The sequence below is a fragment of the Aureisphaera sp. genome (assembly GCF_059726885.1).
This window is the reverse complement of record NZ_AP041051.1, coordinates 2,244,521-2,261,908: the sequence shown is the minus strand read 5'-3', so window position 1 is coordinate 2,261,908 and position 17,388 is coordinate 2,244,521. Positions and strand designations below refer to the sequence as shown.

18 protein-coding genes are annotated in these 17,388 nt (G+C 40.3%); 8 read left to right on the top strand and 10 right to left on the bottom strand.

From position 1 onward, the window contains the following. Positions 1-13 precede the first annotated feature (13 nt). Positions 14-727 carry a lipoyl(octanoyl) transferase LipB gene (gene lipB, locus AC6JAD_RS09800; protein WP_461305011.1) on the bottom strand — a complete coding sequence of 238 codons (714 nt, stop codon included), beginning with the start codon at positions 725-727 and terminating at the stop codon, positions 14-16. Between the two features lie 138 nt (positions 728-865). Here lipB and AC6JAD_RS09795 point away from each other — a divergent pair, with 138 nt between their 5' ends. Further along, positions 866-3,115, top strand: coding sequence for a zinc-dependent metalloprotease (locus AC6JAD_RS09795; protein WP_461305012.1), 2,250 nt, complete (start codon positions 866-868; stop codon positions 3,113-3,115). A gap of 47 nt (positions 3,116-3,162) precedes the next feature. Here the strand turns inward: AC6JAD_RS09795 and AC6JAD_RS09790 are convergent, their stop codons facing one another. The 3 genes from AC6JAD_RS09790 to AC6JAD_RS09780 all read right to left on the bottom strand — a co-directional run bounded on the left by AC6JAD_RS09790 (position 3,163) and on the right by AC6JAD_RS09780 (position 4,732). Beyond that, positions 3,163-3,696: a hypothetical protein gene (locus AC6JAD_RS09790; RefSeq protein ID WP_461305013.1), complete on the bottom strand. Its 534-nt coding sequence runs from the start codon at positions 3,694-3,696 to the stop codon at positions 3,163-3,165. Between the two features lie 12 nt (positions 3,697-3,708). Further along, positions 3,709-4,452 carry a hypothetical protein gene (locus AC6JAD_RS09785; protein WP_461305014.1) on the bottom strand — a complete coding sequence of 248 codons (744 nt, stop codon included), beginning with the start codon at positions 4,450-4,452 and terminating at the stop codon, positions 3,709-3,711. Positions 4,453-4,573: 121 nt separating this feature from the next. Next, entirely contained in the window at positions 4,574-4,732 is a 159-nt protein-coding gene (locus AC6JAD_RS09780) for a YqaE/Pmp3 family membrane protein (protein WP_461305015.1), read from the bottom strand. Positions 4,733-4,820: 88 nt separating this feature from the next. Between AC6JAD_RS09780 and AC6JAD_RS09775 the strand changes: the two genes are divergently transcribed. The 4 genes from AC6JAD_RS09775 (at position 4,821) to AC6JAD_RS09760 (ending at position 9,280) form a co-directional block, all read left to right on the top strand. Then, positions 4,821-5,870 carry a helix-turn-helix domain-containing protein gene (locus AC6JAD_RS09775; protein ID WP_461305016.1) on the top strand — a complete coding sequence of 350 codons (1,050 nt, stop codon included), beginning with the start codon at positions 4,821-4,823 and terminating at the stop codon, positions 5,868-5,870. Positions 5,871-5,981: 111 nt separating this feature from the next. Then, a complete protein-coding gene (locus AC6JAD_RS09770; RefSeq protein WP_461305017.1) occupies positions 5,982-6,881 on the top strand; it encodes a thioredoxin domain-containing protein in 900 nt (299 codons plus the stop codon). Between the two features lie 82 nt (positions 6,882-6,963). Beyond that, a complete protein-coding gene (lysS, locus tag AC6JAD_RS09765) occupies positions 6,964-8,652 on the top strand; it encodes a lysine--tRNA ligase (protein ID WP_461305018.1) in 1,689 nt (562 codons plus the stop codon). Positions 8,653-8,818: 166 nt separating this feature from the next. Further along, entirely contained in the window at positions 8,819-9,280 is a 462-nt protein-coding gene (locus AC6JAD_RS09760) for a DUF805 domain-containing protein (RefSeq protein WP_461305019.1), read from the top strand. Between the two features lie 17 nt (positions 9,281-9,297). Here the strand turns inward: AC6JAD_RS09760 and AC6JAD_RS09755 are convergent, their stop codons facing one another. The 3 genes from AC6JAD_RS09755 to yiaA all read right to left on the bottom strand — a co-directional run bounded on the left by AC6JAD_RS09755 (position 9,298) and on the right by yiaA (position 11,016). Then, positions 9,298-9,948 carry a CPBP family glutamic-type intramembrane protease gene (locus tag AC6JAD_RS09755; protein ID WP_461305020.1) on the bottom strand — a complete coding sequence of 217 codons (651 nt, stop codon included), beginning with the start codon at positions 9,946-9,948 and terminating at the stop codon, positions 9,298-9,300. A gap of 2 nt (positions 9,949-9,950) precedes the next feature. After that, on the bottom strand, positions 9,951-10,427 hold the full coding sequence (locus AC6JAD_RS09750) for a hypothetical protein (RefSeq protein WP_461305021.1): 477 nt from the start codon (positions 10,425-10,427) through the stop codon (positions 9,951-9,953). 106 nt (positions 10,428-10,533) lie between these two features. Further along, entirely contained in the window at positions 10,534-11,016 is a 483-nt protein-coding gene (gene yiaA, locus AC6JAD_RS09745) for an inner membrane protein YiaA (RefSeq protein WP_461305022.1), read from the bottom strand. Positions 11,017-11,180: 164 nt separating this feature from the next. On the opposite strand from yiaA, the gene AC6JAD_RS09740 reads away from it, so the two are divergent. Then, entirely contained in the window at positions 11,181-12,644 is a 1,464-nt protein-coding gene (locus AC6JAD_RS09740; protein ID WP_461305023.1) for a hypothetical protein, read from the top strand. A 171-nt stretch (positions 12,645-12,815) separates the two neighbouring features. On the opposite strand, the gene AC6JAD_RS09735 is transcribed toward AC6JAD_RS09740, so the two are convergent. Beyond that, positions 12,816-14,123: a prenyltransferase/squalene oxidase repeat-containing protein gene (locus AC6JAD_RS09735; protein ID WP_461305024.1), complete on the bottom strand. Its 1,308-nt coding sequence runs from the start codon at positions 14,121-14,123 to the stop codon at positions 12,816-12,818. Positions 14,124-14,338: 215 nt separating this feature from the next. Here AC6JAD_RS09735 and AC6JAD_RS09730 point away from each other — a divergent pair, with 215 nt between their 5' ends. Continuing rightward, positions 14,339-14,791 carry a DUF4890 domain-containing protein gene (locus tag AC6JAD_RS09730; RefSeq protein WP_461305025.1) on the top strand — a complete coding sequence of 151 codons (453 nt, stop codon included), beginning with the start codon at positions 14,339-14,341 and terminating at the stop codon, positions 14,789-14,791. A 68-nt stretch (positions 14,792-14,859) separates the two neighbouring features. Next, positions 14,860-15,198, top strand: a complete 339-nt coding sequence (locus tag AC6JAD_RS09725) for a hypothetical protein (RefSeq protein WP_461305026.1) — start codon at positions 14,860-14,862, stop codon at positions 15,196-15,198. 48 nt (positions 15,199-15,246) lie between these two features. On the opposite strand, the gene hemL is transcribed toward AC6JAD_RS09725, so the two are convergent. Both hemL and AC6JAD_RS09715 read right to left on the bottom strand, forming a co-directional pair. Continuing rightward, the gene (hemL, locus tag AC6JAD_RS09720) at positions 15,247-16,539 is read right to left on the bottom strand and encodes a glutamate-1-semialdehyde 2,1-aminomutase (protein WP_461305027.1); all 1,293 of its coding nucleotides are present in this window, start codon (positions 16,537-16,539) and stop codon (positions 15,247-15,249) included. Positions 16,540-16,548: 9 nt separating this feature from the next. Then, positions 16,549-17,388 carry a glucosaminidase domain-containing protein gene (locus AC6JAD_RS09715; protein ID WP_461305028.1) on the bottom strand — a complete coding sequence of 280 codons (840 nt, stop codon included), beginning with the start codon at positions 17,386-17,388 and terminating at the stop codon, positions 16,549-16,551.

The window sequence follows — 17,388 nt, the reverse complement described above, 5'->3', positions numbered from 1 at the left end:
AAGAAGAATTGAGTTACACTGTCTTTTTCTCTAGTAGCCTTGCTTCGAAGAGTTCGGAGAAGTGTTTCATTAATTTTTCCTGAACCTCTGTCATGGACACTTCTGTTTTACCCAATTCCACATTTAGGGAGGTAACGGCTTTGTCCTTTATACCACATGGAATCATATAATCGAAATACCCCAAGTCGGCGTTGACATTGAATGCAAATCCATGCATGGTTACCCATCTACTTGCGCGAACACCCATGGCACAAATTTTACGGGCAAAAGGCGTCCCTACATCTAGCCAAACACCTGTTTCGCCATCCGATCGTTCAGCTTTAATCCCATATTCCGCCAGCGTCCTTATAATCATTTCTTCTAAAAGACGTAAGTACTTGTGAATGTCGGTAAAGAAGTTTTCCAAATCGAGAATTGGATATCCCACTATTTGCCCAGGTCCATGATAGGTAATGTCACCTCCACGATTTATTTTATAAAAAGATGCATTTATCTCTTTTAATCGGGACTCGGATATCAATAAATTATCGAAGTCCCCACTTTTACCCAACGTAAATACATGAGGATGCTCCACAAAAAGGAAGTGATTGGGTGTAGGTAAATTAGCCGCCTCCCTCCTGTTCTTAATTTTCAAATCCAGGATTTCCTTGAACAATTCTTCTTGATAATCCCAGGTTTCTTTATAATCCTTAAGACCTAAATCTTGTATGTATATGTCTTTGTTCAAAAATGAAGTGATATTTCAACGAATTACAAAAATACTCCATAATTATGGGATAGTTTCAAAATCTAACCAAAACCTCATAAATCCAAGGGTGCGGGCATTATTTAGTATATTTGGAGTTATATCACAAAAAAAATTGCAATGAAAATTAGAATTATTAAATGGGCATTTGTTTGTGCTGCCTTTGTTTGTTCATCCGCCTCCTTTGGACAATCGGATAATTTCTGGACTTCGGTTCAGGAAACAAGGGTAAGCTCTTTAGATAAGGAGTTTAGAAACTCTATGCCCTCTCACTATGAGTTGTTTGAATTAGATGTAGATGCATTTGCTCAAATTGCGAGCATGGCACCCACCCGAAAAAGCAATCATACCTCGAACACTTTTCTTTCCTTGCCTTCGAACAATGGCAAGGCAATGACCTATCGTGTACTGGAAGCTTCTGTGTTAAGCGATGGATTGAAGGCTCAATTCCCGAACATTCAATCCTACGTGGCCCAAGGAATAGAAGATCCTTCCTCTGTGGCTCGTTTTAGCGTATCACCCATTGGGGTTCACGTTATGATTAGTTCGCCCAAACACAAAACCATTTACATAGATCCTTATACCAAGGACAAAAGGTTCTACATTCACTACTCCAAGGATGCCGTTCCGACGAACCCAGATTCTTTTGAGTGCCATGTAGAAAATACTGTATCCACTTATGTGGAAGACTCAGAAAATGGCAATAGAAATGCAGATGACGGAATGCTAAGAACCTTTAGGTTAGCATTGGCATGTACTGGTGAGTATGCTATTTTTCACTTAAACAACCAAGGAATAGACCCCGGCGAGCCAGATTCTGTTAAGAAAGCGGCTGTATTATCTGCGATGAATGTTTCCATGACTCGAGTAAATGGGGTTTTTGAGAGGGACGTAGCTTTAACTATGGAAATTATCCCAAATAATACGGATATTATTTTCCTGGATCCCGCTACCGATGGTTATACCAATAACGATCCATTTGCCCTCTTAGGTGAAAATCAATCCAAATGTGATGCAGTAATTGGAAATGCTAATTACGATATTGGCCACGTATTCAGCACACAAGGTGGTGGTGTAGCGCAATTAAATTCGCCCTGTGTAAGTGGTGCCAAAGCACAAGGAGTTACAGGGATAAACAATCCTATCGGTGATTTTTACGATATCGATTATGTTGCGCACGAAATGGGACACCAATACGGTGCCAATCATCCGCAGAATAACAACTGCCAACGTTCTTCAGTTTCCATAGAACCAGGTAGTGCCTCCACAATTATGGGCTATGCAGGAATTTGTGCTCCAAACGTACAAAGTAATAGCGATGATTACTTTAACGGAGTAAGTATTATTGAAATGTGGAATAATATCTCGGCCGGAAACTCTACTTGTGCTGAACAGACCGATACCAATAATGAGCCACCAGTAATAAACAATGGTGGTGGGTTCTTTATTCCATTATCTACTCCTTTTGTGCTTCGTGGGGATGCTACAGACCCAGACGCTGAAGATATATTGACCTATTGCTGGGAACAGATAGATGCGACACCAGCTCCAATGCCACCGGTATCTACATCGACTGTAGGGCCCTTGTTCAGATCATTGGATCCCTCGGAGTCACCAGACCGATATATGCCAAAATTGGAAACCGTATTATTGGGATCTACCAGTACCACTTGGGAGGTAGTACCTTCTGTACAACGTAGTATGGGATTCCGTTTGACCGTTCGTGATAATGTCGTTAATGGTGGGGCCAGTGCAAGCACTGTAACAGGCGTTACCACAATTGACGGGACGGGTCCGTTTGTTGTAACATCACAGACCTCGGCAGAAGATTGGGCACTCGGAAGTACCCAAACAGTAACTTGGGATGTAGCCAATACAGATGCTGCTCCAATTAGTACTACTGCTGTGGATATTTTATTATCGGTAGATGGTGGATTGAATTTCGAATATACCATTGCCGAAGATGTTTCGAATAATGGAAGCCATACCCTAACGGTACCCAATGTACCGAACACCTCTGAGGCTCGCTTAATGGTAGCTGCTAGGGATAACCTATTCTACAATGTGAATGCAGTAGAGTTCGTAATTTCCGGTACCGCTGCGACTGAAGATTTCACGTTGGAAAACCTAGCGGTTTGGCCTAACCCAACTTCAGGAAACCTTTCTGTTTCTTTTATCGCGGTGGATGAAAAAGTCGCCATCGACTTGTATGATATTAGAGGAAGAAAAGTGTCTTCGAATACGTTTAATTCAGGTTCTGGAGCTGTATTCAATGAAACTTTGAACTATAACAATCTTCAGACTGGAATGTATTTCGTAAGAATTACTAATGGAAGTGCAGTGGCAACACAGAAAATTATCCTTCAGTAGTGATCATTATCACATAAAAAAAAGGGAATCTAAACGATTCCCTTTTTTTATTTTCTGATGATTCTGTGTATGGTATGTGTAAGATTGTTCATTTTAAACTGCAAATCGAAATTGAGTGCGCCGTCCTTATCATGAAATAGCTTTAGGGCACCTTCGGTGACCTTATAATATCCTGCCTCACCTTTGCAGAAACAATGCTTGTTAAATACAAGATTTACATCTTGTAGGGCGTCTCCTGTATAGGATTTACCTTTCCCTATATCCTTCGGAATATTAAACTGGATTACTTCGGCATAGTCGCCATCTGCTGTTCCTTCCGGTCCTTTCTCCTTGTAGCTAAATTCTGCAACTGAACCATCGCCTTGTTCAAACTTTGGGTATAAGGCCCCTGTTCCATCAGTTTCAAAAGTAAAGGAAGTACCTTCCTTTATTTGGAAAGAGCATGTTCCTGCCTCTGGACAAGTCCCTTCATTAACGACCACTTTTGGATCGACCGATGTATTTTGTTCGTCGGACGCTTTCTTTGAACTATTGCAAGCAAACAAGGTTATGACGAGCAATAGGGATACGTATTTTTTCATAGCAAATATTAATTAATTTTCTAATTCTACTTCTAAGTCCAGTACATCTGGGTCCTTGAAATAGTCGATAAATGGGACTTCAAATTCTACCGTCTTGCCATCTAAAGAAAATCTGGCATTGTCTACAGATACGGTCTTAATACGCCTTGGGAAGGTATATTTTATTCTATACTTCATGCTGCTCATAAAAGCTTCGGCATTTTTTATACTATCCATTTGTACTCGATGCTTTTCCTTGTCTGTAATAAAGGCATCACGAACAAACTTGCCATTTTCGTAAGAAAAATTTACTGCCATCATTCCACCGGAATCAGGATCGCTATATATGTCACCTCCTCCAGGCCCAGCACTTGGAATGAAATCCCCACTGGATTCGAAGGCGCTCATTAAATCATTTGCTTCGTTCACATTCTTGAAATTTGCATAAAGATTGAAAAACATTTCTTGTTTTTCAGAATCCATTACCGTGTGAAAATTAAAGTTTTCCAATTTTTTCAGTTTTGCCTGTTGCTTAGCCGGCAACTGGGCAATACTATCTTTTTTGTCCTCAAGGACATCTTTCATCCGAATGAGTGTGTCCATTTTCTCTACTTTGGCCGAGTCGGACAGTTCTCCAGAAAATGCCATCATTTCCGACATATCCATTGAGATCGAAATCCTTCCACTGCCATCCTCATTTAAGGTGAGCGTTTCGTTAAACTGGCAACTTACTGTTAGCAAAGCAAGTGCCAAGAAATAGAATAGTTGTTTCTTCATAATTACATTGATTAGGTTGTCTAACCACACTATACAGTATGACCATAGCAACAAAGATACCGAAATGACCTTAATAAAAACTGCTGGGTTTCAAGTACCACCCAATACCCGAATTTAAAAGTTATTTATCCGGATTGTTCAAAATGATAAGTGCGGCAATAACGCCAGGAACCCAACCACAAATGGTTAGAATGATTACAATTAGGATAGAGCCGCAGCCTTTATCCAAAACGGCAAGGGGCGGAAACAAAATAGAAAGTAGGACTCTCCAAAAACTCATGGGCTAAAATTACTTAATGATTCATCTATATGTGTTATTCAAACTACTTTTGTTACAACAACGTTTCTTGTATATTAGCTTCGTGATTATGAAAACGAAAATTGTATGCATCATATGTTTCTTGACAGGTCCAGCGCTATGGGCTCAATATCAATTTTCGGGTAAGGTAAATTCAGAAAATCTCGATGGAAGAATTTATCTGTCGGTCGTTGAGGATTATCGAAAAATGTCGGGGGTGTATCCGGAGCAGATATTAAATGAAACCCAAGCAGATTCATTGGGTTACTTTCAATTTAATGGCAACAACCTTCCAGATGAAAATAGGATGTACCGAATTCATATTGACAATTGTAATGAGGAAGAAGAACGGGTGAACCATTTTACGGGTCACTGTCCCAATAGCAAGGAAATTGTTTTTGTTGCCAATAACCATACAGAGCTCATGCTTCCCTTTTCCTTTGAAAATGAAATGTTCTGTGAAGTGGTTTCTCCCAATGAACAATCGAAGGCACTTTTAAAAATTGATTCCTTGAAGAACGATATGCGCTTTGCCTTTAGTACGTATCGAAGTGAGGCGAACCGCAAACTTAACTCGAAGAAATGGTTTAGCATCCTTCAGCAGTATGGCGAGCAACTGCAAGAACCCTTAGCAGAATTGTATAGCTATGCGTTCCTAAGTGATCGTAGCAACGAACTTTATGGTTATTATTTGGAAGATTTAAAGAAGAATACCTACTACGACAATCTATTGGTTCGGCTTCAGGAAAAATACCCAGATAGCCCTTACACCCAACAATATGCTGCAGAATTACAATCGGATCGATACCTAATCGCACAGCATGCCAAAAGCGAACTACCCTGGTGGTTCTGGCTTTTAACCACCATATCGGCACTATCTTTATTGGGAAATTATTACTTCTTCAAAAAGAACAAAAAGCTGGTACGTAAAGATAGTTCCAAAAGTAATTTGACTCAACAGGAAAACAAAGTACTGGAATTAATCCTCCAGGATAAAAGCAACAAGGAAATTGCTTCCCAACTATTTGTAAGCGTTAGTACGGTGAAAACACATATAAATAATGTGTACAAAAAACTGAATGTCTCTTCCCGTGAAGAGGCTAAAAAGAAACTGGCCTAGGCCAGTTTTGAAAATTCCACCTAGGGTCTAGACCCCATTTCCAACGCTGTATTCTTTCCTCTTTTACCAATCGACTTCATCTTAGCGCTGTCAACTAAAAAACGAACAAAGATGAAATCGAAACTATTTTTCACAGCACTATTCCTATTATTCTCCACAGCCGGGTTTGCACAGGCATTCAATCAGGAAGTTACTTTGGAAGGAAAAAAGCCTTTTCTATTGGGCAAAATAAACAAAGAAGGATTTACCCAGGAGAATTACCCTTGGTTTAACGAAAACTACCAAGCATATCCAATTAATTCTACTGCAATAGATACATTAGAACGTCATTTAGACAAGTATACAATAACTGCATTTATGGGCACTTGGTGTGGGGATAGTAAAAGGGAGACCCCTCGTTTTTACAAGGTATTGGAACAGGCAAATTTCCCATTGGAAAGATTAACCATGGTGGCAGTAAGTAGGGATAGGGAAACCTATAAGCAGAGCCCAGGTGGCGAACACGAATCCTTGAACATACATAGGGTACCTACCTTCATTATTTATAAAAATGGAAAAGAGGTAAACCGAATTGTAGAATCCCCAGTCGAAACCCTTGAAGAAGACCTTGTGAAAATTATTCAGAAGGAGTATACACCAAATTATCATGGAGTGACCTTGGTAAACGATATGCTCACCGAAATGAACTTGAACAAATTCAACAAAAAGCAACGAAAACTCCTTCCGAAATTGAAGGAACTCGTCACCAACATGTACGAACTAAACACTTATGCCAACGTTTTGTTCTATGCGCATAAAAAAGAAGAAGCCATTATTGTGGCCAGATTGAACACACTGCTATATCCGGAAGAACCCAAGACCTATGTAAGCCTAGCCAACAAGCTATCGCAAAACGCAGATCCCGAAGGGGCAATGGAAAATTATAAAAAAGCACTCTCCTTAGACCCGGAAAACGAGGAATACAAAAAGACGTTTCTCGAACTGCAAGGCCTAAGAAATGGAACACAATAATCCGTTGGCAACAAAACAATACCTTGAATTGAAAAACACATAGTTTGTCTGTATCTTTGCCTCTTATTTTTTATAGACAGTTATGCAACTTTCAGAACAAGAGCTCGTACGACGCGAAAAATTGGCTCAATTGCGCCAAATGGGAATAGACCCTTATCCTCCCGAATTATATCCGGTAGACCACACGTCTGCCAAGATTAAACAGGATTTTTCGGAAGGTAAGAAGGTGACCATTGGTGGCCGTTTAATGTCGCGCCGTATTCAAGGAAAAGCTTCCTTTGCCGAGCTTCAGGATAGTGAAGGACGCATTCAGGTATATTTTAACCGCGACGAAATCTGTCCAGGGGAAGACAAAACCCTGTACAACGATGTGTACAAGAAACTTCTTGACATTGGGGATTTTATTGGTATTGTTGGGGAACTATTCACCACACAAGTGGGTGAAAAAACCGTAATGGTAAAAGAGTTTGTATTGCTTTCGAAAGCATTAAAGCCGCTACCCCTTCCCAAAACGGATAGTGAAGGGAATACCTTTGATGAATTTAACGATCCTGAGCTGCGGTACCGTCAGCGCTATGCCGATTTGGTTGTAAACCCAAAGGTTAAGGATACATTCGTGAAACGTACGAAGATTACCAATACCATTCGCGAATTCTATAATGAGATGGGATTTCTTGAAGTGGAAACCCCCATCCTACAGCCTATTCCGGGTGGAGCTGCGGCGCGACCGTTCGTAACCCATCATAACGCATTGAACATACCATTATACTTGCGAATCGCCAATGAATTATACCTAAAAAGATTGATTGTAGGTGGCTTTGATGGAGTATACGAATTTGCCAAGGATTTCCGTAATGAAGGAATGGACAGAACCCATAACCCTGAGTTTACGGTAATGGAAATGTATGCTGCTTACAAGGACTATCATTGGATGATGGATACTACCGAGAAATTGCTGGAAAAAGTGGCCATTGCTTTACATGGTACAACCAAAGTCCAATTTGGTGACAACGTAATCGACTATAAAGCACCTTATAAGCGCATCGGAATACTAGATGCCATAAAGGAACATACGGGTTATGATCTTTACCAGAAAAGCGAGGAAGAAGTAAGGGAAGCCTGTAAGGCCTTAGATCTGGAAGTGGACGAAACCTTCGGTATTGGTAAAATGATCGATGAAATATTTGGTGAAAGATGTGAGCACAATTATATCCAACCCACCTTTATCATGGATCATCCGGTAGAGATGAGCCCGTTGACCAAAAAACACAGAAGTAAGATAGGTCTTACCGAACGTTTTGAATTAATGGTAAATGGAAAGGAATTGGCCAATGCCTACACAGAGCTTAACGATCCCATTGAGCAACGTGAGCGTTTCGAAGATCAACTAGAGTTATCTGAAAAAGGGGATGACGAAGCCATGTTTATAGATCAGGATTTCCTAAGGGCATTGGAGTATGGTATGCCTCCTACTTCCGGAATTGGAATTGGGGTAGACAGGTTAACCATGTTTATGACCAACAATGAATCCATTCAAGAGGTATTGTTCTTCCCGCAAATGAAGCCCGAGGTAAAACAAGTAGCGATGACGGACGAGGAAAAAGCTGTATTCGCAATCTTGAAGGATAGTAGCCCTATAGATCTCAATGCGCTCAAAGCCCAATCTGGTTTAAGTAACAAGAAGTGGGATAAAACCATAAAGGGATTGACCAAAAACGGTCTTGCCAAAGTAAACAAGACAGATGACGGTCTTTTTGTGGAGGCAAACTAAGACGACGGCAAAATTTATAAAACTTAAAAGGAATCACAGTTCTGTGATTCCTTTTTTTTATGAGACCTAATTAGCCTTTTGGAAACTTAGGGAGGTCGCGCAAATTTCACCTGTTTGATTTTACGATTTATTATTATTTTAGGCCCATCAACGTAAAAAACAAATTATGATCATTGAAAAGCAAGAAGCGGATTACAATATGCTCGATTGGTGGAAAAAAGTTTTTATAAAGAATTACGCCAATTTTGAAGGTCGTGCACGTAGATCAGAATATTGGTACTATGTGCTCGTTAATATTCTTATCATGATAATTCCAATAGTTTTAATGTTTACTGGAATTGGAACTTATGATGGTGATTCTCCCCTTTACTACATAGGTCTTGCACTGGTAGTTTTATTTGGTCTGGCCTCCTTTATACCTAGTATTGCGGTGGCCGTTCGCAGATTGCACGATACGGGAAAATCAGGATGGTGGTACCTAATAGGTATCATACCTGTTGTTAGCTATATAGGAGGTATTGTCCTCTTTGTATTCTACTGTATCGATGGTGATAAAGGACCCAATCAATATGGCCCAGATCCCAAAGGCAATAATGATACAGAAATCGACCAGATTGGAATAGAGTAATAAACCAAGGCCCATTTTTAGGATACGAGTATCAAAAAGGTATCGGCAAAAGGGTCGGTCCCAACAACGGTATAATAAAAAATGGCTCCCAGCCATCCGTGAAATATTCCCAAGACATACACATTGCGTTCCTTTAAGAATACAAAGCCATAAAATAGGGCCAATAAAAAGGTCCCTAGCATAAGCCACAAAGAAGGATAATGCACCACCGAAAACAGGACGGCAGAACCCAAAATGATTTGCCAGTTCTTCAATCCGAACAAATTACTGTCCTTGCTGTTTCCTGTTACAAGTGAAATGAGCAGAAATTGCTGAATCGTGCCCCAAATAGGGTAGGTAATGAGGATAGGAAGAATATGCCAAGTCACATGAATACTCCCCTGCCAAAAACCAATGACGAAAAACACCATTATTGAAAATGCCCCAAAGGGCATGACCCATGTCAGTGCTTTTTTAAAATTATCTGTTCTAAAGCCCCAATACTTTAATATCCCGGGTGTTTGCCGCTTTCTGTACAAGATATAGACCAACCAAATTAGAACAGCAGTTGCGACATATGGAAACCTCCAATTCAGGAAATCCATAAAGATAAACTTACCCAAAGCTGTTAGTATAACTCCCAGAATTTCGTAATAGCGGATTCTATTTTCAATTTGTACGTTGGCCATCGTTAAAACATGGTATAATAGGAAAGCAATACACTGGAAATTACAGAGCCAAGAATAACCATTTGGGACGCCCCTATTTTTTGGTACGAATTGACCAACTTCAGAAAAACAACCGTTACTACAAACGAAAGGAACAACCATGGGAAAATGGTCAAAAGTTCCGATGAATATGCAATGCTGCCATCACCTATTCCTGTTAACATAGTTTCAGAACAGAGGAACATAGCGACAATGGATAGTGCTAACCCCAATAAGCTTCCCCATCTTTTATTGAAAAACAGTCCCATACTGGTAGTAATGGAAAGCAAGGTGATTAGTAGGGGAGCTTTTAACAACCATACAAATTCCAGTACTCCCATGTTCTTTCCGCTCCAGCCAATGCCAATGGCGGCTATCCAGGCAAAACTAAAAGTATATACTGCAGCCACTATGGACCATGCTAGGAATACCAAACCGAATACTACTCTTATTAAATACATTGAATCTAAGTTTAAAGTTTGAAAAACCCCGCCCATGGACGGGGTTAATGGGTTAGAACAACCCTTCATCAAAACAGGAACCTAACAGATAAGTCCCTGTTTTGGTTTACTTCGTCTCTTGTCTATCCAAAAAGTGAATATCCCTCGTGTTCTTTTGTACCGCGACTGCGGAAAATAGACTCAACAAAAATGACATTCCGTAGAAGCCCTTTTCACTTAGCTCTAAATCTGCATTCCAAAGTCCTATGATTAGAAGTAGGATGGAAGCAATGGTAACGAACCAACTTATGCCGTAGTAAATTTCGGTAACGGGAATTCCCTCCAATTTGTCCCGAACACTTTTTTGAACAGATACTACGGCAAAAAGTCCAAACAATAAAATGGTAAAATAGTAGCCTTTTTCATTCAATTCCATATAAGCATTCCAGAGTCCTACACAATAGGACACCATTCCTATAAAAAGTGCCGTCCATGATGCGGCAATAAAGGCAGGTGTAGGTCGACATTCAAATTCGTCCTTGGTCTTCTTAATTTTTTCAATCAATGGTGCATTAACTGGTTTCTTGTCTTTAAAAATTGGATTTTCCATAATCTAATGTTTTGATGATTTAATTTGATTACGGAGCAAATATGTAGGGAATCCTTCTTTGAAAAAATACCATTTTCAATAAAAACTTATGATTAAATATTTAAATAATATGATTTTAATTCAATATTTATAGTATTTTTATTATATAAATACTTATGATTTAAATGAATACTTTATTACAAATAACAAATATATTATCAGTAGAAGACAAGCGGGATTTTGTGGGGCTCCTTCGAAAAAGGAACAGAAGGGGGGACACAAAAAACATAGAATTGTTTCGGCTTATAGACCAAGGAAAGGTTACTGGTATTGATGAGGCGCTGTACGGAAAGCCATCCAGAAACGCATACCATGCCCTTAGCAAACGACTCCATGATAGCTTGATCGATTTTTTAGCCACCAAAAGCTTTCAAGGGGAAACAAGTGAAGAACTGGACATTTTGAAATTGCTCCTGGCCAGTAGAATATTTTTTGAGCACAAACAGCACAAACTAGGGCATAAAACCCTGTCAAAAGCAGAAAAAAAAGCAACTCAATTCGACCTGTATGCCATACTAACAGAAATCTATCATACCAAAATACAATATGCCCACACCCAAGTTGACCTCAACCTAAAAGAGTTGATAAAAATTTCCCAGAGGAATCTTTCCCTTTTTCACCGAGAACAACGACTTAACATGGCTTATGCCACCATTAAATCGAACCTTAAGTCGGAAAAGCCAAAATCTATAGATAGTATCATTACCCAAGCCTTCTCCGATTTTGAGATCGAACTGGATCAAAACCTTGGCTACAAATCACTTTTTCAATTAATGAGCATCGCCTTTTCGGCGGCTCAACTTCAGAGTGATTTTCACCAAATAGAGTCGTTCATGACCGAAATTCACGGAATTGTATTGCAAAAGACCAGCCCCGAAAAAAAGCACCTGTTCTATCTAATCGAAATAGAACACTTAATGGCGAATACCCATTTCCGAAATCGCAATTTCGATCGCTCCATACAGTTCTTGATGAAAATGGAAGAACGGATGCAAATGAACAACCGTTCCTATTTCAATCGTTTTCTGGAAAAGTTGGTTCTCCTAAAGGCATTAAACTATAATTATACCGGAAACCCCGAGAAAGCACTTTCCATACTATCGGATTACCCCAATCACTCCTTGGAAATTTCATTAACACAGATCATGTGCCTATTTCAACAAAATGAACACCACCAAGCATATCAAATTCTCAAAAAACTTTCGCATAGTGACCGATGGTATGAAAAAAAAGTCGGTTGGATCTGGGTGCTTAAGAAGAATATTATTGAACTATTATTATTAATAGAATTAAATAGATTGGACCTTGTGCTAAATCGAATGCAAAGTTTTGAAAGACGATTCTTTAAAAGATTGACTCAAGAGAATGAGCATCGAGTGGTACAATTCATGAAATTAATTGCTTTTGTATACGATCACCCAAAGGAAATCACCACTGCTGATTTTAGAAAAAAAGTAGAGGCTTCTTTTACCTGGAAGGAAGCATCGCAAGAGGATGTGTTCGTAATGAGTTTTTATGCTTGGCTAAAATCCAAAATGGAACAAAATGATTTGTATACCACTACCCTGCAATTGGTAGCCATGAAATAAAAAGGAAACACCGCCCAAGCGCTCCTCCTTTTGGCATAGGGGGCCAGTATCCCTACCGGCGGACTTGGGCGGTGTTTAACCAACCTAAACTATTTGTAGTCTAAAAGTAGCAGGTTGTCATAGAACATCAAAAAAAGTGGCCTCTGTTTTTATAAATCAAGACCTTTTATCCTACTCTTTACCTACTTTGCTTAAGAATTTTATGTCATTCTCTACAGTAAGCAACAACAGGCTTGTTGCCGTACAAAATACTGGACTTGTAATACAGTGATGCCCATTCCAACTTCCGTCTTGGTTTTGGATTTTTAGGATTCTTCCGCTCATATCATCATACCACTTCTTCCAATCCTTATCCTTGTTTACCACAAGGGATTCGCCCGTTTGTAAAAAACTAAGGAACTCTTCACCTCCATTGTTTCCAAATCCATTCATCACGTCTTCCTGCTGTGCTCTATTCTTAGCAGATTCATAAATTTCGTAGGAAGTACTATACTCCATTGCCTTGGCATTATCATATCCTATATCCTTTAAGGTCTCTACAGATATTTCAGCGTCCTTGTCAATTTTACCTTCCTTTTTGGCTTTGGCAAAGTCCTCTTTCGCTTTTCTGGCTTCTTTAGCACTTGCCCTTACACTATTACTTACAGCATACAACATAACCCCTGCGCCATCGGCAGTATTTACACTTCCGCTTTGGGAATCATAATTGCTTTTCTGGTAATTCTTGGAGCGTTCTATCACCTCTTCCTCTACATCGGCCCCCACAGCTTGGGCAGCTTCCAATGCGCTTGTAGCCAGGCCACTTTGTAGTACTCCAGCCCAACCTGCACCTTTTTGACGTCCTGAAGCATCTGTTCCCAATTGAATCTTGGACACACAAATATCCAGACACTTATTGATTCTCTTTTTATCGATTCCCTTAAGGTTTCTATCAAGCAAATTTGACAATACCTGAGCCGTAAGGACTGCATCAATATTCTCCCCCAGTTTTGACTGTATTTGAGTACCCCTAACGTCGGTGACATACGGACTATCTTTAGGGGTATTCTCAACGGTTTCCAACAAAAAGGATATCGCATTCTTCAAATTACCGGCATACTTGCCGCTTTTAAGGGTGGTTCCACTTCTTAGGAATGCTTGCACCACCATTGCCGTAGTCGCGGGATCTGCTTTGACCGCATGAGGATCCCGGATGTGCTGGGCATTATGGGTCCCAGCCCCATATCCGCCGTTGGGTAGTTGGGCGTCGTTTAACCACGCCAAACCATCATCTACAGAACCACTTAGGTTCTCATTGTTTTTAAAAATTCGATAATCGTCTGAAGGCTGTTCACCCATTACCGTCATAAATACACAGCCTTCCTCCGGCTGTAATGTGCGCTTGGTTTCTGCATAGTCCCCTTCCGAGAAAGTGGCCGAAACATAAAAAGCACCAAATAGTACTGGCAAGGCCAGCAAAAGCAACTTACTTTTCATCATTATTCTGTTTAAAAGTTCTTGGGTAAAACTAGGCCTGGGACTTCGGCCTGACAATACAGCTTGAGGGAAAGGGTCTTTTCAATTAGGAAAATGCAACGCAATGGAAGGGGAACCCATTTTTTGAATCGGATTTAACAAAACTTTATTGATTTACTGTTTAAACCCTCTATCCCTCAAGCAGTCATAAGAATGTTAAACTTAAAATTCTATAACAAATGAAAAACGCAGTATTAATCCTATGTTTATTGGCCGCTTTTGGTCAAACCCTGGCGCAAGGACATCCCCAAAGAAAAGGACAGGAACGTGGTGAACGACTTGAAATGATGAAGGATCTGTCGCCAGAGCAACGGGCAGAGTTAAAAACAAAACGAATGACATTGGATTTGGATTTATCTAGTACGCAGCAGCAGCAGGTAAAAGCACTATTGGTACAAGAAGAGAAGAACCGTCCTTCTTCGGAGGAAATGAAGGAAAGAAGGGAAAAAAGGAAGGAGTTAACTAGTGAAGAATTCTATCAAAAAAGCATTGAGCGATTAGATTCTCAAATAGCCATGAAGGCCAAATTCAAGGAAATTCTTTCTGAAGAGCAGTACGAAAAGTTCGAAAAATCCAATAAACGCAAGAGTCACGCAAGAAAGCGTCAGCATAAGCGACAAGGGCGTAGATAGTTTTTTGGCCCAGTTCTTGGTTCTTTGATGCTAAATTGGTTACTTTAGTGACCTCTAAATTAAAGACCATGAAAAACATTTTTAAAATTATCGCCCTATCCTTCGTGCTCTTTTTGGGAATGAACACGGTGAATGCCCAAACGCTTAAACAAGACCAAAATCGCCCTGAAGTTATAGCCAAACAACAAACGGCAGACTTAAGTGAGGCATTAGGACTTAATGGAGACCAACAACGCACTATTTTTAGAGCCTTGGTTCACCATAAGGCAGGAATAAAACGTGTAGAAGGAAAAAGTAGCAGTATTGTGGCTGCTGAAAAGAAGAAACTAGACGCATCGCTACAAGCCACTATGAAGAAAACGTTGACTAAAGAACAGTACGACAAGTGGCTAACGCTTAAGCAGTAGAAATTTTGAATACATAAAAAAAAGGCTCCGATATTCGGAGCCTTTTTTTTATGCAATTTCTTTGGAAGCCTTATCGCATGCTTCAATGGTTCTATCCAGATCCCCTTTAGTGAGGGCATCGCACAAAAACCATGTTTCGTAGGCACTGGGAGCAATATATATCCCTTGGCGAAGCATACTATGGAAGAATTTACCAAATGCATCACCCTTGGCAGCCACAGCCGCTGAATCAAAATCCAAAACCGGGGTTTCGGAAAAGTGAACCGAAATCATAGATCCAATTCTATTAATGGTATAAGGAACACCATTGGCTTTTAATACTTGATCCATCCCATCATGCAAATAGGCTGTCTTTTTTGCTAGTGAATCAAATATATTTGGGCTATCATTTAAGATGGTAAGCATGGTAAGGCCTGCTGCCATTGCCAAAGGATTTCCGCTTAATGTTCCCGCTTGGTACACTGGACCTTGGGGAGCTAGAAAATCCATAATCTCACTTCTAGCACCAAAAGCGCCTACTGGAAGGCCACCGCCGATCACCTTCCCGAAGGTTACAATATCCGCATTAACACCTAATAACTCCTGAATGCCACCCTTCGCTAAACGAAATCCGGTCATTACCTCATCGAACACCAACAATATCCCATGTGCATCGCATAGATTCCTTAATCCATCCAAAAAACCTTCAACAGGAGGAATACAGCCCATATTACCCGCTACGGGTTCCAGTATGATACAAGCGATTTCATCGGAATTCTGAGAAATGATCTCCTGCACATGCCCCAAATCATTGTATCGGGCAAGTAGCGTGTCCTTTGCAGTCCCCGATGTTACACCAGGACTATTTGGCGCGCCAAAAGTAACGGCACCACTCCCCGCCTGAATAAGGAATGCATCACTGTGTCCATGATAGCATCCAGCAAATTTTATGATCTTTTCTTTGCCTGTATATCCCCTTGCCAAACGCACTGCACTCATGCAAGCTTCAGTCCCACTGTTTACGAATCTAATTTTATCGATATTGGGCACCATTGAAACTGCCAGAGCAGCAATTTCAGTTTCAATTTCAGTAGGCATACCAAAAGAAGTGCCTTTTCTAGCTTTGTCAACCACAGCGTTCACTACATCGGGATGCGCATGCCCCAATATCATGGGCCCCCAAGAGTTGATATAATCTATAAGCGTATTTCCGTCTTCATCATACAAGTAGGCACCCTTAGCTTCTTTTACAAAAATAGGATCGCCCCCAACCGCTTTAAATGCCCGCACTGGGGAATTTACACCGCCGGGAATTACTTTTTGCGCTTCGGCAAACAAAGCGCTACTTCTTTTATATAGCATGGAAAAAAATTATCGTCCTTTTACAGGATGCAAATATAACACTTGCCCGACAGAAATTGAATTGGTAAGTAGGCCATTGTACTGTTTTAAGGTTTCAACAGTGACATTGAACCTTCGTGAGATACTATACAGGGTATCCCCTTTTACAACAGTATATGTTTTTATCTCAGGTTCTCCTTTACCACCCCTATCATCACTATTGCCCAATACCTCGTCATCATATTGCGTAAGATCATAGCGTTCAATAATGCTAATCAATTTGTCCGGATATTTGGGATCGGTGGCATAACCGGCTCGTTTTAGCCCTTTCGCCCATCCTTTGTAGTCATCTTTTCGCAATTTAAAGAGACCGCTATACCTACTCCTTTGTGTTAGGAACAATGAATGGTCGCGGAAGGAATATTTGGGATCCTTATACTTTCTGAAACACTCCCCTTTTTCGTCATCATCATGATACACCCTTTCACCTGTCCAAGTGGTATGGCATTTAATTCCAAAATGGTTGTTTGCGCGTTTGGTAAGATCTCCACGACCGGCACCACTTTCCAAAATCCCTTGGGCAAGGGTAATACTGGCAGGAATACCATACTGAGCCATCTCATCCTTTGCAATCTGGCTATAAGAATTAATATAATAGGCCACGACTTCGGCATATGGGGCATTGGCGCTTGGGGCTGTACTTTTATTTTTTTCGGTTTTGGGAGGAGGCGTCACTTTGGTACCCCGATCCTTTATAACTACCTTTTCCGTAGTTGTTTTACCTTTAGAAGTAATGGTCTTTTTCTTCGATTTACAGGAAGTGGCAAAAAGAAGCATGAGTGCCAATAAGGAAATCCATTTGAGGTTCAT

Bases quoted from the DNA above. Each gene is read 5' to 3' on its own strand.
- AC6JAD_RS09795 (WP_461305012.1), top strand. From the start codon at position 866: ATGAAAATTAGAATTATTAAATGGGCATTTGTTTGTGCTGCCTTTGTT.
- AC6JAD_RS09755 (WP_461305020.1), bottom strand. From the start codon at position 9,948: ATGGCCAACGTACAAATTGAAAATAGAATCCGCTATTACGAAATTCTG.
- AC6JAD_RS09740 (WP_461305023.1), top strand. From the start codon at position 11,181: ATGAATACTTTATTACAAATAACAAATATATTATCAGTAGAAGACAAG.
- AC6JAD_RS09715 (WP_461305028.1), bottom strand. From the start codon at position 17,388: ATGAACCTCAAATGGATTTCCTTATTGGCACTCATGCTTCTTTTTGCC.
- AC6JAD_RS09770 (WP_461305017.1), top strand. From the start codon at position 5,982: ATGAAATCGAAACTATTTTTCACAGCACTATTCCTATTATTCTCCACA.
- AC6JAD_RS09760 (WP_461305019.1), top strand. From the start codon at position 8,819: ATGATCATTGAAAAGCAAGAAGCGGATTACAATATGCTCGATTGGTGG.
- AC6JAD_RS09785 (WP_461305014.1), bottom strand. From the start codon at position 4,452: ATGAAGAAACAACTATTCTATTTCTTGGCACTTGCTTTGCTAACAGTA.
- AC6JAD_RS09780 (WP_461305015.1), bottom strand. From the start codon at position 4,732: ATGAGTTTTTGGAGAGTCCTACTTTCTATTTTGTTTCCGCCCCTTGCC.
- AC6JAD_RS09735 (WP_461305024.1), bottom strand. From the start codon at position 14,123: ATGATGAAAAGTAAGTTGCTTTTGCTGGCCTTGCCAGTACTATTTGGT.
- yiaA (WP_461305022.1), bottom strand. From the start codon at position 11,016: ATGGAAAATCCAATTTTTAAAGACAAGAAACCAGTTAATGCACCATTG.
- AC6JAD_RS09750 (WP_461305021.1), bottom strand. From the start codon at position 10,427: ATGTATTTAATAAGAGTAGTATTCGGTTTGGTATTCCTAGCATGGTCC.
- lysS (WP_461305018.1), top strand. From the start codon at position 6,964: ATGCAACTTTCAGAACAAGAGCTCGTACGACGCGAAAAATTGGCTCAA.
- AC6JAD_RS09775 (WP_461305016.1), top strand. From the start codon at position 4,821: ATGAAAACGAAAATTGTATGCATCATATGTTTCTTGACAGGTCCAGCG.
- AC6JAD_RS09725 (WP_461305026.1), top strand. From the start codon at position 14,860: ATGAAAAACATTTTTAAAATTATCGCCCTATCCTTCGTGCTCTTTTTG.
- AC6JAD_RS09790 (WP_461305013.1), bottom strand. From the start codon at position 3,696: ATGAAAAAATACGTATCCCTATTGCTCGTCATAACCTTGTTTGCTTGC.
- AC6JAD_RS09730 (WP_461305025.1), top strand. From the start codon at position 14,339: ATGAAAAACGCAGTATTAATCCTATGTTTATTGGCCGCTTTTGGTCAA.
- hemL (WP_461305027.1), bottom strand. From the start codon at position 16,539: ATGCTATATAAAAGAAGTAGCGCTTTGTTTGCCGAAGCGCAAAAAGTA.